This is a genomic window from Alcanivorax limicola (assembly GCF_019931215.1).
GTDB lineage: Bacteria > Pseudomonadota > Gammaproteobacteria > Pseudomonadales > Alcanivoracaceae > Isoalcanivorax > Isoalcanivorax limicola.
In genome coordinates this window covers 927,214-941,109 of sequence record NZ_JAIOUB010000001.1, presented here as the reverse complement: position 1 = coordinate 941,109, position 13,896 = coordinate 927,214, and the positions used below count along the sequence as shown (strand labels likewise).

Below are 13,896 nucleotides of genomic sequence, written 5' to 3'. Positions count from 1 at the left end.
GCAATGCCGGCGCCATGTCACATCAATAGAGATAACCCAAGCCGCGTGGTTTGACCGGTGGCGGTAGTTCGGTTTCGCCGAGCATTTCACGCAGGTCGATTTCCACCGTGCGCGAGAGATAGTCCATGGGCACATCGTTGACCTGGTTTTCAAACGGTGTCTCGATATAGCGGCCCACGTATTCCAGCATGATGTAGGCGCAGCCGATGATCAGCGAAAATGGCAGGCTCCAGTAGCCCAGATGCCCCGCCAGACTGATCGGCAGCAGGAACAGAAACACCACCAGCGTGTAGCGCATGAACCAGGTGTACTGCATCGGGAAGGGGGTTTTCTTCAGTCGCTCGCAGCTGCCGAGCGCTTCATTGAAGCGGGTCAGCCGTTCGGTCAACGTCACCAGCCGGTAGCTGTCCAGCTGGCCGTCGGCAGCCAGTTGTCGCAGGGTCTGGTTTTGCAGGTCGAGGATCGCCAGCGGCGGGTTCTGCCGGGTTTCGATCTGTGTCGCTTCCTCCTTACCCAGCAGGCCCGCTTCCTCGGCGCCGGCGGGCAGCCGGCGCAGAAAGCGGTTCAGGCGCCAGGCGAAGGCCGCCTGGCGATGCAGCAGTTGCCGTTGGGTGATCGCATCGGCCTGGCTCAGGCTCTGTACCAGCAGGCCGAAGTTGCGGGTTTCATATTTCAGGGCAGACCAGATCTTGTGCGCCTCCCACCAGCGGCCATAGGCGGTGTTGTTGCGAAAGCCGATCAGAAACGCCAGTGCCGTACCCAGAAAGCCGGTGGCAAACGACAGTGCCTTGAGCAGCTCCTGCGGCACCAGCCGGATAGCGCTGCACGCCAGCACGGTAAACACCAGCAGGATCAGCAGTTGCGGCCAGGTAAAGCCGACCAGCTTGCGCAGCGAGATACGGTTGGTGACGATCATGCGGCGCCCACTCCACCAAAGGCCACCCCGGCGAGGTCAGCCATGTCCCGCTTCCAGGTGGTCAGGTCCTCGGCATTGAAGTCGGCCACATGGCGATGACCGCAAGCGCGGGCCATCACCTGCATCAGCTCCGTCGAGGCGTGCAGGAAATTGGCCAGGCGACGGGCGGAGCGTTCCACTTCCAGACGCTGACGCAGGTCGGCTTTCTGGGTGGCGATGCCCACCGGGCAGTTGTTGCTGTTGCAGGCGCGCATGCCCAGGCAGCCGATGGCTTGCAGGGCCGAGTTGGACAGCGCCACCACATCAGCGCCCAGTGCCAGCGCCTTGATGAAGTCTGCGGGCAGTCGCAGGCCGCCGGTGATAATCAGCGTGACGTCCGGGCGCTGGCAGCGGTCCAGATGGCGCCGGGCACGGGCCAGGGCCGGAACGGTGGGGACGGAAATGTTGTCGCGGAACAGTGTCGGCGCCGCACCGGTGCCGCCACCACGGCCATCCAGAATAATGTAGTCCGCCGTGGCTTCCAGGGCCGCGTCGATATCGCGCTCGATATGCTGGGCCGAGAGCTTGAAGCCGATGGGAATGCCGCCGGTGGCCTCGCGCACCTGGTCGGCGAAGTCGCGGTAATCCGCCGGTGTGGTCCAGTCTGGAAAACGCGCCGGGGACACGGCGGCTTCGCCGGGTTGCAGGCCGCGTACCTCAGCGATGCGATCCACTACCTTGTTGCCGGGCAGGTGCCCGCCGGTGCCGGTCTTGGCCGCCTGGCCGCCCTTGAAGTGAAATGCCTGGCAACGCTGCACCTTGTCCATGCTGAAGCCGAAGCGGGCTGAGGCCAGTTCATAAAAGTACCGGCTGTTGGCGGCCTGTTCGCCGTCCAGCATGCCGCCTTCGCCGGAACAGATGCCGGTGCCGGCCAACTCGGCGCCCATGGCGAGGGCCAGCTTGGCTTCCTCTGACAGCGCACCAAAGCTCATGTCAGACACCATCAGCGGTGTCGCCAGGCGCAGGGGCTTGCGACTGTTCGGCCCGATCACCACGTCGGTGCCCACCGGTTCGTCGTCCAGCAGCGGAGGCCGTTGCAACTGGGCGGTGAGCAGTTGCAGATCGTCCCAGCGGGGCAGGGTGTGGGCGGGTACGCCCATGGCCGCCATGGGGCCATGGTGGCCCACTTTTTCCAGGCCGTGCTCGGCCAGGCTCTGAATCATCTTTACATGGGGCTCGTCTTCGGTGCCCTTGAAGTCGGCGTAGTCGCCCAGGTAGGCATCGCGATCATATTTTTGCGGGTTCTTTTGCTCCCAGGCTGCAATTTCCTCTTCATCTACCCAGACCGCGCCGCCCTCGATCCAGGCCTGGAAGCGTTGCAGATCAACGCCCGGATAATGCACATTGCGGCCGCTGCGATAGCGGTAAGTGGAGCCGTGCAAGGTGCATTGCACGGTGTCGCCGCTCACCGCGCCATCCGCCATCAGGGCGCCGCGATGGCGGCAGCGGCCAAACAGCACGGAGACCTCTTCGGCGTCCGGCCAGCGAATCACGATCAGGTCGACATTGGCAACACGGGCACGAAACGGGACTTCCGGTTGCAGTTGCGCCCAGTCGGCGACTTTGACTTTATTCATGGTAGCGATCCTTCCCGGGGTTCAAGCGCAAGCGCCATCGTAAGCCCAGTGCAGCCGGCCGCATGCGCGGCCGGTGCAGGGCATAACGTATAACCTGTCAGCCTTCCAGGTCAGTGGCATGTCAGTCGATACGACCGAAGGCGCCACGTTGGTAATCGTGAATGGCCTGGTTAATTTCCTCAACGCTGTTCATCACGAAGGGGCCGTGACCCACCACAGGTTCGTCCAGCGGCGCGCCGGTCATCACCAGCAGTTTGGCGTCGTTATTGGCTTCCAGCCGTACCGCATCACCGTCACGGCTGAGCTCGATCAGCGACACCTCGCGGGCCAGCTCGCTGTTCACCTGCACGGTGCCTTTGAGCAGGGCGATCATGCTGGTGTGGCCAGCGGGCAGATCGAGCGTGACGTCAGTGCCGGCGGCCAGCGACAGATCCCACAGATTGACCGGCGTAAAGGTGCGTGCCGGACCACGGTGGCCGCTGTACTCCCCGGCAATGATGCGTAGCCGGGCCTGACCTTCGGCCAGCGCCACGCGCGGGATGTCCGCATCCAGCAGGCCCTGATAACCCGCTGGCGTGAGTTTGTCCCGGGCGGGCAGGTTGACCCACAGCTGCACCATTTCCAGATCACCGCCGCTGGCGGTGAAGGCCGGGGAATGGAACTCCTCGTGAACAATGCCGTGGCCGGCGGTCATCCACTGCACATCGCCGGGGCCGATAATGCCGCCCTCGCCAGTGGAGTCGCGATGCGCCACTTCGCCGGCATAGACCACCGTCACCGTCTCGAAACCCCGGTGCGGGTGCTGGCCGACGCCGCGCGGCCGCTCCGCCGCCGGAAACTGCGCCGGGCCCGCATAGTCCAGCAGCAGAAACGGACTTCTGCTGTCGGCGCGCCCCTGATAGTCGAACAGCGAACGCACCGGGAAACCGTCGCCCACCCAATGGCGGCCGGGGGCGGAATAGATACCTTGCACGCGTTTCATGGTGCCCTCCTGGTGAGCAAGTGTGTTGAGAGTCATCCTATTTGCGTTGGTAAAGCCCGTGTAGTATTCGATTTCGGGTATCAGCGTTTCATTTATAGAACAGTGAAAATAGAACAGTGAGTACAGAATGGTGAGCGGCCATGCAGGACCTTAACGACCTCTATTATTACGTACAGGTAGTGGATCACGGGGGCTTTGCGCCCGCCTCAAGGGCGATCTGCGTGCCCAAGTCGAAGTTGAGCCGCCGTATTGCCGCCCTGGAGGAACGCCTGGGTGTGCGCCTGATCCGGCGTTCTACGCGCCACTTTTCCATGACCGATGTCGGGCAGACCTATTATGCCCATTGCAAGGCCATGCTGGTGGAGGCCGAGGCGGCGCAGGAATCCATCGAGGCGGTGCGCGCCGAGCCGCGCGGCGTGATTCGCGTGACCTGCCCGACGAGCTTGCTGCATGTGCATATCAGCGACCTGCTGGCGGCGTTCATGCAGCAGTATCCGCAGGTGACGGTGCATCTGGAGGCCACCAACCGGCGCGTGGATGTGCTGGGTGAAGGCGTGGATGTGGCCCTGCGGGCCCGCCCCGAACTGGAGGACAGCGAGCTGGTGACCCGGGTGCTGTCTGACCGCGGACGTTGCCTGGTGGCCAGTCCGGCACTGGTGTCGCAGTACGGCCCCCTGGTGTCGCCGGATGAGCTGGATCGCTGGCCGACGCTCGGCTGGGGCGTGCCGCAGCAGGAGCATGTCTGGGTGCTGCACGGTCCCGGTGGTGCGCGCGTCGAGGTGCCGCTGCGGCCACGCCTGGTGACCACGGACATGATGGCCTTGTGTCGTGCCGCCGAGGCGGGTCTCGGGCTGATTCACCTGCCGATACTCATCGTTCAGGAGCAACTGCAGCGCGGCAGCCTGCTGCGGGTCATGCCTGACTGGATGCCACAGCGGGATATCATCCACGCCGTTTACCCGTCGCGCCGTGGTCTGTTGCCGTCCGTGCGGGCCTTTCTTGACCAGCTGGTAACGTTCTACGCGTCTTTCGATGAGGATTAATGTCTTCTCACAGGGCACGTATGGAAAGTATGGCAGGCAAATAGCGGAACGCTTACAGGACAACAGGCTGATTTCCTGCATACGCCTCGTGTGGCGCGCGTTATGCTTCAACCCTGTTCGCATCAATGAGGCGTGACGTGTCATGCAACAAGACCTGGCCCGGCGAACCGGGCTTGCACTGAAGACGGCGGGCTGGACAATGGCTACGGCGGAGTCCTGCACCGGCGGCGGTATCGCTGCGGCAATGACGGACATTGCCGGCAGTTCCGAATGGCTTGATTCCGGCTTTGTGACCTATTCCAATGCGGCGAAAATGCGCCTGCTGGGCGTGCCGGCATCTGTGCTGGCTGAGCACGGTGCGGTCAGCGAGGCCACGGTACGGGCCATGGCCGAGGGCGTGCTGGCCCGTAGCCCGGTGAATATTGCCGTGGCGGTCAGCGGCATTGCCGGGCCGGATGGCGGCAGTACCGACAAGCCGGTGGGCACGGTCTGGTTCGCCTGGGCCCGGCGTGAGCAGGGCAGCGATGCTGTGGTGACCGATGTTGCCCGGCATGTGCTTGGCGGCGATCGTGCAGCGGTGCGCGCAGCGACGGTCAAGACGGCTTTGGAAGGCATCCTGGAACGGGTACCCGGGGTGTCACAAGCGTGATTTCAGCAGGGGGGTTGCAGCGCTCCCTGCACACAGGCAGAATACTGTTCATCAGGCCAGTGCTGTCGTTACGGTCAGCGTTACGACCAACCTTACGGTAAGCGTTCCGCACTACGGCCCTGCCTTTCACAGCAGACATTCAGATCAGATGAGGATTCGGAAATGGAAGATAACAAGGCCAAGGCACTCGGCGCCGCACTGTCCCAGATCGAGCGGCAGTTCGGCAAAGGCTCTGTCATGCGTATGGGCGATCAGAAGCGCGAGCGCATGCCGTCCATTTCCACAGGCTCCCTGGGGCTGGATGTGGCACTGGGCATTGGCGGCCTGCCCAAAGGCCGGATCGTCGAGATCTACGGCCCTGAATCCTCCGGTAAAACCACACTGACGCTCTCCACCATTGCCCAGGCCCAGAAGCAGGGTGCCACCTGTGCCTTTATTGATGCCGAGCACGCTCTGGACCCGGATTACGCCGAGAAGCTGGGCGTCAACGTGGCCGATCTGATCGTGTCCCAGCCGGATACCGGTGAGCAGGCTCTGGAAATCACCGACATGCTGGTGCGCTCCGGCGCCGTGGACATGGTGGTGGTGGATTCCGTAGCCGCCCTGGTGCCGAAAGCAGAAATCGAAGGCGAGATGGGCGACCATCACGTCGGCGTGCAGGCCCGTCTGATGAGCCAGGCGCTGCGCAAGATCACCGGCTCGGTGAAGAACGCCAACTGTCTGGTGGTGTTCATCAACCAGATCCGTATGAAGATCGGCGTCATGTTCGGCAACCCCGAAACCACCACCGGCGGTAACGCCCTCAAGTTCTACTCGTCTGTGCGTCTGGACATCCGTCGTATCGGCGCGGTCAAGCAGGGCGACGAAGTGGTTGGCAACGAGACCCGGGTCAAAGTGGTCAAGAACAAGGTGTCGCCCCCGTTCAAGCAAGCCGAATTCCAGATTCTCTACGGCAGCGGCATCAACAATCTGGGTGAAATCCTCGATATGGGCGTGCAGCTGGGCATGATCGACAAATCCGGTGCCTGGTACGCCTACAACGGCGACAAGATCGGCCAGGGCAAGCAGAACGCCTGCGACTTCCTGCGCGAAAACCCGGCCATCACCAACGAAGTCGAAAGCCAGATCCGCGCCAAGCTGTTGCCGCCGCTCGCACCGCGTGAGCCGGCAGCGGAAGCGGCCGAGACTGAAGCCACCGAAGAGTAATATCGGTGGCGGGCTGGCGGGGCGGCAGGGCCGCAGGGCAGGACGAGGCGGCACGCGAGCCGCCCTCTGAAGCCGATCTCCGCAGCACCGCGCTCAATATGCTGGGTCGGCGCGAGTTCGCGCGCGCCGAGCTGGCTCAGCGATTGCGGCGCAAGTTCGGTGACGGTGCTCCGGTGGAGCCCGTGCTGGACTGGCTGGAAGACATGAATTTCCTCAACGATGAACGCTATGCCGGCATGCTGGTGCGCAGCCGCATCGAGCGTGGCCACGGCGCATTGCGCATCCGGCAGACGCTCCAGCAGCAGGGTATTGCCACCGTGCTGGCAGAGCAGGCCATCAGCGAGGCGGAGCAGGGCGGTTGTGACTGGTTCGCCCTGGCCGCCGATCTGCGTCGCCGTCGCTTCGGCGATGCCCCCCCCGCAGACATCAAGGACAAGGCCCGCCAGTTGCGCTTTCTGCAATATCGGGGCTTTACCGGTGACCAATGTTTCGCCGCGCTGGATGCATCCGGTGCCGAGTATGACGAGGACGACGGTCATATCAACTGATCTGGGCACCGAGCCAGACACACAGCCCCAGAAAATCGCCCCAGACAATCCGCACCAGACAATCCGCACCAGACAATCCGCACCAGACAATCGAATCATGGGCCGGTCCCCGGTATACTGCCGGTCCCTGAATCCTTGACACTGTGCTGCGAGACTTATGAAGAGCGCCGACATCCGCCAGGCCTTTCTGGATTACTTCGCCCGCCAGGGCCACGCTATCGTGCCATCCAGCTCGCTGGTGCCCGCTGACGATCCCACCCTGTTGTTCACCAATGCGGGCATGAACCAGTTCAAGGATGTATTCCTCGGCCGTGAGAAGCGGGATTACACCCGCGCGACCAGCAGCCAGCGTTGCGTCCGTGCCGGGGGCAAGCACAACGACCTGGAGAACGTCGGCTACACCGCCCGTCACCACACCTTCTTCGAGATGCTGGGTAACTTCAGCTTCGGCGACTACTTCAAGCGCGAAGCGATAAAGTTTGCCTGGGAATTCCTGACGGTCGAAATGAAGCTGCCGGCGGAACGGCTGTGGGTCACGGTGCACGTGTCCGACGATGAAGCGGCGGATATCTGGCTGAAGGAGATGGGCGTCAGCGCCGAACGCTTCTCGCGCCTGGACGAAGACAACTTCTGGCAGATGGGCGATACCGGCCCCTGCGGTCCCTGCTCCGAAATATTCTATGACCACGGGGCGGACGTGCCCGGTGGCCCGCCGGGTTCCGAGGGCGATGATCTGGATCGCTACATCGAGATCTGGAACCTGGTCTTCATGCAATACGATCGCCAGCCCGACGGCGAGCTCAAGCCGCTGCCGAAACCATCGGTGGACACCGGCATGGGCCTGGAGCGCATCGCAGCGGTATTGCAGGGCGTGCATTCCAACTACGAGATCGACCTGTTCCAGGCGCTGCTCAAAGCGGCTGCGAAAGCGACGGGAACAGACGACCTTGAAGAAAAATCCCTGCGCGTTATCGCCGACCATATCCGCTCATCCAGTTTCCTGATTTGCGACGGCGTGATTCCGTCCAATGAAGGTCGCGGTTATGTATTGCGCCGCATCATTCGCCGCGCACTGCGCCACGGGCACAAACTCGGTTGCGAAAGCCTGTTTTTCCATACGCTGGTTGCTGCACTGGTAGAACAGATGGGTGATGCCTACCCGACACTGCGCGCAGAACAGGCGCGCATCGAGAAAGCACTGAAAGCCGAAGAAGAGCAGTTTGGTCGCACCCTAGCCCAGGGCATGAAAGTGCTGGAGCAGGCCGTGGCCACGCTGGACGGCGATGTGATCCCCGGCGATGTGGTGTTCACCTTGTACGACACCCACGGCTTCCCGCCGGATCTCACCGCCGATGTCGCGCGGGAGAAAAACCTGCGCATCGACCAAGCCGGTTTCGATGTCGCCATGGCAGCACAGCGCGAGCGTGCCCGCGGCGCCGATTCGTTTGCCAGTGATTACAACGACCGTTTGCAGATTGATGCCAGCACCGAGTTTTCCGGTTATGAATTGCTGGATGATCAGGCAGCTGTTGTCGGGCTGTACCGGAACGGCGAGGCTGTTGACCAGTTGAACGCCGGCGAAGATGGCATGGTGGTGCTGGAACGCACACCGTTTTACGCCGAGTCCGGTGGCCAGGTGGGCGACACCGGTGTGCTGTCCGTCGGCGATGCCCGGTTTGTTGTCAGTGATACACGCAAACGCCAGGCGGCTCATGTGCATCTGGGCAAACTCGAAGCCGGCACGCTGAAGACCGGCGACAAGGTCGCAGCCCGCGTAGACACCCGTCGCCGCCAGGCGGTCATGCGCAATCACTCGGCTACGCACTTGATGCACGCCGCACTGCGCAAGGTGCTGGGCAATCACGTTGCACAAAAAGGCTCGCTGGTCGGCCCGGACTATTTGCGTTTCGATTTTTCCCATGGCGGCAGTGTGACGGCCGAGCAGATTGCCGAGATCGAGGGCATCGTCAACGCGCATATTCTGGCGAACCTGCCGGTCAGCACGGAACTGATGGATATTGATGCCGCCCGCGCGGCCGGCGCCATGGCGTTGTTTGGTGAAAAATACGATGACGAAGTGCGCGTATTGACCATGGGCGAAGCGGCATTTTCCAAAGAACTGTGTGGCGGCACCCATGTGGCGCGCACCGGTGACATCGGTCTGTTCCGCATTACGCTGGAAGGCGCCTCGTCGGCGGGCGTACGCCGGATCGAAGCGGTGACCGGCGACAATGCACTGGCGGAGGTGAAGCGCCTTGCCGACACCGTGTCCCGCGTTGCCGCGACGGTCAAGGCATCGCCGGAGCAGGCGGCCGCTCGCGTTGAACAGCTGGTCAGCCGCGCCCGCGAACTGGAAAAGGAAATCGAACGCCTCAAGCAGAAGCTGGCCTCCGGCACCGGCAACGACCTCTCTGCCCAGGCGCAGAACATCGACGGCGTCAATATTGTCGCCAGCCAACTGGACGGCGCCGATGCCAAGACCCTGCGCACGGCCATCGACAAGCTCAAGGACAAGCTCGGTTCTGCGGTTGTCCTGCTGGCAGCGGTGGAGGGCGACAAGATCAGCCTGGTCGCCGGCGTCACCAAAGACCTGGCAGGCGACTATCCGGCTGGTGACCTGGTGCGGTATGTGGCCAGCCAGATCGGCGGCAAAGGCGGTGGCCGGGGCGATATGGCCCAGGGCGGCGGCAGCGACGTGGCGGCACTGCCGGCGGCGCTGGAGAGTGTTGCGGACTGGGCGCGCGCCCGTCAGAAGGGCTGAATCGCCCCCGGCGCGCGTGACATCTGCGCGCGCCCTCATGCAACCTTGCCGGCGAGATGGTAAAGTACGCCGTTCTTTTTTGCGGATTGGTTCCCTTTATGGCCCTTATTGTGCAGAAGTACGGCGGCACCTCCGTGGGTTCCGCCGAGCGTATTCAGGCCGTTGCCGAGAAGGTAGCGGGCTTCCGTGAGCGCGGCGACGACGTTGTCGTGGTCGTCTCCGCCATGAGCGGCGAGACCAACCGCCTGCTCGAGCTGGCATCCAGCATTTCCCAGCAGCCCACCCCGCGCGAGCTCGACGTGCTCGTGTCTACCGGTGAGCAGGTGACCATTGCCCTGTTGAGCATGGCCCTGAACGAGCGCGGCCAGAAAGCGCGCTCCTACACCGGCGCGCAGGTGCGCATCCTCACCGACAGCTACCACAACAAGGCGCGTATCGAGGACATCGATGCTCACCGCATGCGTGCGGATCTGGACGCCGGGCGCGTGGTTGTCGTGGCCGGTTTCCAGGGCGTGGATGCCGAAGGCAACATCACGACCCTCGGCCGTGGTGGCTCCGACACCACCGCCGTGGCCCTCGCGGCTGCCCTGAAAGCGGATGAGTGCCAGATCTACACCGACGTGGACGGGGTCTACACCACCGACCCCCGTGTCGTGGATAACGCCCGTCGCCTGGACACCATCACCTTCGAAGAAATGCTGGAGATGGCCAGCCAGGGTTCCAAGGTGCTGCAAATCCGCTCGGTGGAGTTTGCGGGCAAATACAATGTGCCGTTGCGCGTCCTGTCCAGCTTCAAGGATGGCCCTGGCACGCTGATTACCGTCGAAGACGAGGTTGATATGGAAAAGCCGGTTATTTCCGGGATTGCCTTTACCCGTGATGAAGCCAAGATCATCGTACGTGGCGCGCCGGATACCCCGGGCATCGCTTACAAGATCCTCGGCCCGGTCAGCGCGGCGAATATCGAAGTGGACATGATCGTGCAGAACGTGGGTAAAGACGGCGCTGCCGACTTCACTTTCACCGTACACCGCAATGACTTCAAGCGCGCCCAGGAAGCCCTGCGCAACGCCTCTGAAGAGCTGGGCAACCCCGAGATCATTGGCGATGACAAGATCGCCAAGGTGTCGCTGGTGGGTGTCGGCATGCGTTCCCACGCCGGTGTCGCCAGCAAGATGTTCGAAGCTCTGGCGGTGGAAGGCATCAATATCGAGATGATCTCCACCTCTGAAATCAAGGTGTCTGTGGTCATCGCTGAAAAGTACCTGGAGCTGGCAGTGCGCGCCCTGCACTCCGCCTTTGAGCTGGACAAGGACCCGACAGCCAACGCTTGATTCTCCCTGTCAGTACTGGCTGTCAATACTGGCAGCGAGACATCAGGGGTGGCATATTGCATACTATGCCTCCCGTCCAGAAGGTTTGATGCGGGAACGCCATGCCAAGGAACAAGCATGGCAGCATCAGACCTTCCGGAAACGGATTTGCGCTCATTATTGACCGAAAGGACCCAGGAGGGATTGTTATGCTTATTCTTACCCGGCGAGTAGGTGAGACCCTGATGGTGGGTGACGATGTCACCGTGACCGTCCTCGGGGTAAAAGGAAACCAGGTACGTATTGGTGTCAACGCACCGAAAGAAGTCGCTGTACACCGCGAAGAAATCTACATGCGCATCCAGCATGAAAAGACAACGGATGGCGATCCTGTCTGATTTTCAGGCGGCCCCCTGACCACATTAATGCGGAATGGCATTATTGCTGCTCAGGGGCTGGGATTTCATCACGAAAGTGTTATCATGCGCGCCGTACGACAGCGACACAAAATACGGTGAGGTGGCCGAGTGGCTGAAGGCGCTCCCCTGCTAAGGGAGTATACGTTAATAGCGTATCGAGGGTTCGAATCCCTCCCTCACCGCCAGACACAAAAGAGCCCGCATATTGCGGGCTTTTTTGTGTCTGGCGGTGAGGGAGGGATTCGAACCCTCCGTTCGACAAGCCGCGCAGCGGCGCAGGACGCACACAGTGCGCCCCGAAGGGGTGAGCCCGCAAGCGGGCGAATCAATCCCTCCCTCAGGGGCGCAACGCGCCCCCAAAGCCCTCAGTCTTGCTCACCACTACCCATCACTACCCACCAGCAATCCACCTAACGCCCCCCGCAACCCCTCAGGCATCGCCACCGGCCGCCGCGTCCCACGATCCACAAACACATGGGTAAAATGCCCCTCAGCCGCCGCCGTATCCTCACCTTCCCGAAACACCGCCACGCCATATTCCACCGACGAATTACCCAGCCGATTGACCCGCAGCGCGCCTTCCAGACGGTCCGGATAGGCAAGGGCCGCATGGTAATTGCAGCCCGAACTGACCACCATGCCGATCACCGCACCTTCGTGGATATCCAGCTCGCCCTCGTGGATCAGGAAGTGGTTGGCGACAGAATCGAAGTAACTGTAATAGGTCACATTGTTGATGTGGCCGTAAATGTCGTTGTCATGCCAGCGCGTGGTGATCGGCGTGAAATAGCCGTAGTCCTCGCGGCGGCCGACAGGTTTGCGGGCGGCCGGGCCGTTGTTTGCTGCCGTCATCACCAGGCCGCCTTGTAGATAGCGATGGCATCCGCCTCGCTGACGTCACGGGGATTATTCACCAGCAGCCGTTGCTGCAGCATGGCGTCAGCCGCCAGGCGAGCAATGGCGTCTTCGGGGACGTTCACATCCCGCAGGCGCGGTGGCAGGCCGACCTTGGCGGCCAGCGCCACCAGGTAATCGATCAACTGCTCCACCGGATCATCCGACACCGGCGCGCCTGCCGGCAGGATCAACGGCGCCAGCTCACTGTAGGCTTCCCGGGCGGCAGGGGCGTTGAAGCGCATGACATGGGGCAGCACCAGCGCATTACTCAGGCCGTGGGGGATGTGATAAATCCCGCCAAGCGGGTAGGCCAGCGCGTGTACCGCCGCCACCGGCGCATTGGCGAACGCCTGGCCTGCGAGCATGGCGCCCAGCAGCATGTTCGAGCGCGCGGCGACATTGCTGCCGTCATGCACCGCGATTTCGATGTTGGCAGACAGCAGGCGCAGCGCTTCCCGCGCCAGCATGTCGGAATAGGGGTTCTTGCGATGGCGGCTGGTGTAGGCCTCGATGGCATGCACCATGGCATCTATGCCGGTGGCGGCGGTGACCGGCGCCGGCAAGCCGAGGGTCAGGTTGGCATCCAGTACCGCCAGATCCGGCAGCAGCTGCGGCGCCACGACCCCCTGCTTGGTGGTTTCGCCGGTGGTGACGATGGCGATGGGCGTGACTTCCGAGCCGGTGCCTGCGGTCGTCGGCACCTGGATCAACGGCAGCCGCTGGCCTTTGGCATTGCCCACACCATAGACCTCGGCCAGCGTCTGCTCGCCGGTCAGCAGCAGGGCCACCAGCTTGGCAGTGTCCATCGCGCTGCCGCCGCCGAAGCCGATCACGCCATCGCAATCACCGTCACGGGCGGCGGCCAGCGCCGCCTGCACCACCGATTCCGGCGGATCAGCCACCACGTCCGAAAACAGCGAGACCGGCATGCCGGCGTCCTTGAACGCGGCGTCGATAGGCGTCAGCAGGCCGCTGCCCAGAATGCCCCCGTCCGTGACGATGCAGGGGCGCTGCATGCCCAGTTCAGCGGCCAGCGCTGGCAGGCGCATGCTGGACCCGGGTTCGCAGATCAGGCTGCGCGTGGTGGTAAAACTGAAGGCTGTCATAGCGTGCTCTCTTGTTGTCGCGGCGTGTAGCGGTTGGTCGCAGTTACTCTTCCCGGCGATATTCGCCCTCTATCACGTCGCCCCGGTTGTCCGGGCTGCCGGGGCGCTGAGTGTACGGGCCGCCGCCCTGACTGCCGCCCTGACGCTGCCGCATGGCCTCATGGGCGGCGATCAGTTTACGGCGTATCCACCATACCCGCGCCATCAGCACCAGACCCAGGACCAGGCCCAGCCCCAACAGCACGAGAAAGATCATGGCCCCGAGAAACAGTGACAGGGCCAGCATCACCGTGGCGCCGACGAACATCAGCAGGCGCACGATCGGGTTGGCGGGGGCGGGGTTTTGCAGGTGAGGGCGGTTCATGGGCTGTCCGATACTGGTTGCGGCGGCGTGTCAGTCTGTCCTGTTCAGTCTATCCAACCTGATCATGGAGCGCTAA

General features: G+C 62.8%; 13 protein-coding genes and 1 tRNA gene. 8 read left to right on the top strand and 6 right to left on the bottom strand.

The window, feature by feature from the left end; translation table 11 throughout:
* Window positions 1–22: 22 nt before the first annotated feature.
* The 3 genes from K8B33_RS04120 to K8B33_RS04110 all read right to left on the bottom strand — a co-directional run bounded on the left by K8B33_RS04120 (window position 23) and on the right by K8B33_RS04110 (window position 3,514).
* A complete protein-coding gene (locus K8B33_RS04120) occupies window positions 23–916 on the bottom strand; it encodes a bestrophin family protein (protein WP_223423626.1) in 894 nt (297 codons plus the stop codon).
* Complete coding sequence (locus tag K8B33_RS04115; RefSeq protein WP_223423624.1) at window positions 913–2,532, bottom strand: glutamate synthase-related protein; 1,620 nt, start codon at window positions 2,530–2,532, stop codon at window positions 913–915. The genes K8B33_RS04120 and K8B33_RS04115 overlap by 4 nt, the downstream gene beginning before the upstream one ends.
* A gap of 121 nt (window positions 2,533–2,653) precedes the next feature.
* On the bottom strand, window positions 2,654–3,514 hold the full coding sequence (locus K8B33_RS04110; protein WP_223423622.1) for a pirin family protein: 861 nt from the start codon (window positions 3,512–3,514) through the stop codon (window positions 2,654–2,656).
* Window positions 3,515–3,654: 140 nt separating this feature from the next.
* Here K8B33_RS04110 and K8B33_RS04105 point away from each other — a divergent pair, with 140 nt between their 5' ends.
* The 8 genes from K8B33_RS04105 to K8B33_RS04070 all read left to right on the top strand — a co-directional run bounded on the left by K8B33_RS04105 (window position 3,655) and on the right by K8B33_RS04070 (window position 11,638).
* Window positions 3,655–4,557: a LysR family transcriptional regulator gene (locus tag K8B33_RS04105; RefSeq protein WP_223423618.1), complete on the top strand. Its 903-nt coding sequence runs from the start codon at window positions 3,655–3,657 to the stop codon at window positions 4,555–4,557.
* Window positions 4,558–4,699: 142 nt separating this feature from the next.
* Window positions 4,700–5,206: a CinA family protein gene (locus tag K8B33_RS04100; RefSeq protein ID WP_223423615.1), complete on the top strand. Its 507-nt coding sequence runs from the start codon at window positions 4,700–4,702 to the stop codon at window positions 5,204–5,206.
* 162 nt (window positions 5,207–5,368) lie between these two features.
* The gene (recA, locus tag K8B33_RS04095) at window positions 5,369–6,412 is read left to right on the top strand and encodes a recombinase RecA (RefSeq protein WP_223423613.1); all 1,044 of its coding nucleotides are present in this window, start codon (window positions 5,369–5,371) and stop codon (window positions 6,410–6,412) included.
* A gap of 5 nt (window positions 6,413–6,417) precedes the next feature.
* Window positions 6,418–6,960 carry a regulatory protein RecX gene (locus K8B33_RS04090; protein ID WP_223423610.1) on the top strand — a complete coding sequence of 181 codons (543 nt, stop codon included), beginning with the start codon at window positions 6,418–6,420 and terminating at the stop codon, window positions 6,958–6,960.
* A gap of 157 nt (window positions 6,961–7,117) precedes the next feature.
* Window positions 7,118–9,721: an alanine--tRNA ligase gene (gene alaS / locus K8B33_RS04085; protein WP_223423608.1), complete on the top strand. Its 2,604-nt coding sequence runs from the start codon at window positions 7,118–7,120 to the stop codon at window positions 9,719–9,721.
* A 98-nt stretch (window positions 9,722–9,819) separates the two neighbouring features.
* Window positions 9,820–11,055: an aspartate kinase gene (locus K8B33_RS04080; protein WP_223423606.1), complete on the top strand. Its 1,236-nt coding sequence runs from the start codon at window positions 9,820–9,822 to the stop codon at window positions 11,053–11,055.
* 188 nt (window positions 11,056–11,243) lie between these two features.
* Window positions 11,244–11,432, top strand: coding sequence for a carbon storage regulator CsrA (csrA, locus tag K8B33_RS04075; protein WP_223423603.1), 189 nt, complete (start codon window positions 11,244–11,246; stop codon window positions 11,430–11,432).
* A gap of 115 nt (window positions 11,433–11,547) precedes the next feature.
* Window positions 11,548–11,638: transfer RNA gene (locus tag K8B33_RS04070), tRNA-Ser, on the top strand.
* Between the two features lie 196 nt (window positions 11,639–11,834).
* Here K8B33_RS04070 and K8B33_RS04065 read toward each other — a convergent pair.
* The 3 genes from K8B33_RS04065 to K8B33_RS04055 are packed head-to-tail and all read right to left on the bottom strand — an operon-like array spanning window position 11,835 to window position 13,820.
* Window positions 11,835–12,305: an acyl-CoA thioesterase gene (locus K8B33_RS04065; protein ID WP_223423601.1), complete on the bottom strand. Its 471-nt coding sequence runs from the start codon at window positions 12,303–12,305 to the stop codon at window positions 11,835–11,837.
* Window positions 12,305–13,456, bottom strand: a complete 1,152-nt coding sequence (locus K8B33_RS04060) for an iron-containing alcohol dehydrogenase (RefSeq protein ID WP_223423599.1) — start codon at window positions 13,454–13,456, stop codon at window positions 12,305–12,307. The genes K8B33_RS04065 and K8B33_RS04060 overlap by 1 nt, the downstream gene beginning before the upstream one ends.
* Window positions 13,457–13,499: 43 nt before the next feature.
* Entirely contained in the window at window positions 13,500–13,820 is a 321-nt protein-coding gene (locus K8B33_RS04055) for a hypothetical protein (protein ID WP_223423597.1), read from the bottom strand.
* Window positions 13,821–13,896: the final 76 nt, after the last annotated feature.

Coding starts and splice junctions, on each gene's coding strand:
- K8B33_RS04120 (WP_223423626.1), bottom strand. CDS start 916: ATGATCGTCACCAACCGTATCTCGCTGCGCAAGCTGGTCGGCTTTACC.
- K8B33_RS04115 (WP_223423624.1), bottom strand. CDS start 2,532: ATGAATAAAGTCAAAGTCGCCGACTGGGCGCAACTGCAACCGGAAGTC.
- K8B33_RS04110 (WP_223423622.1), bottom strand. CDS start 3,514: ATGAAACGCGTGCAAGGTATCTATTCCGCCCCCGGCCGCCATTGGGTG.
- K8B33_RS04105 (WP_223423618.1), top strand. CDS start 3,655: ATGCAGGACCTTAACGACCTCTATTATTACGTACAGGTAGTGGATCAC.
- K8B33_RS04100 (WP_223423615.1), top strand. CDS start 4,700: ATGCAACAAGACCTGGCCCGGCGAACCGGGCTTGCACTGAAGACGGCG.
- recA (WP_223423613.1), top strand. CDS start 5,369: ATGGAAGATAACAAGGCCAAGGCACTCGGCGCCGCACTGTCCCAGATC.
- alaS (WP_223423608.1), top strand. CDS start 7,118: ATGAAGAGCGCCGACATCCGCCAGGCCTTTCTGGATTACTTCGCCCGC.
- K8B33_RS04080 (WP_223423606.1), top strand. CDS start 9,820: ATGGCCCTTATTGTGCAGAAGTACGGCGGCACCTCCGTGGGTTCCGCC.
- csrA (WP_223423603.1), top strand. CDS start 11,244: ATGCTTATTCTTACCCGGCGAGTAGGTGAGACCCTGATGGTGGGTGAC.
- K8B33_RS04065 (WP_223423601.1), bottom strand. CDS start 12,305: ATGACGGCAGCAAACAACGGCCCGGCCGCCCGCAAACCTGTCGGCCGC.
- K8B33_RS04060 (WP_223423599.1), bottom strand. CDS start 13,456: ATGACAGCCTTCAGTTTTACCACCACGCGCAGCCTGATCTGCGAACCC.
- K8B33_RS04055 (WP_223423597.1), bottom strand. CDS start 13,820: ATGAACCGCCCTCACCTGCAAAACCCCGCCCCCGCCAACCCGATCGTG.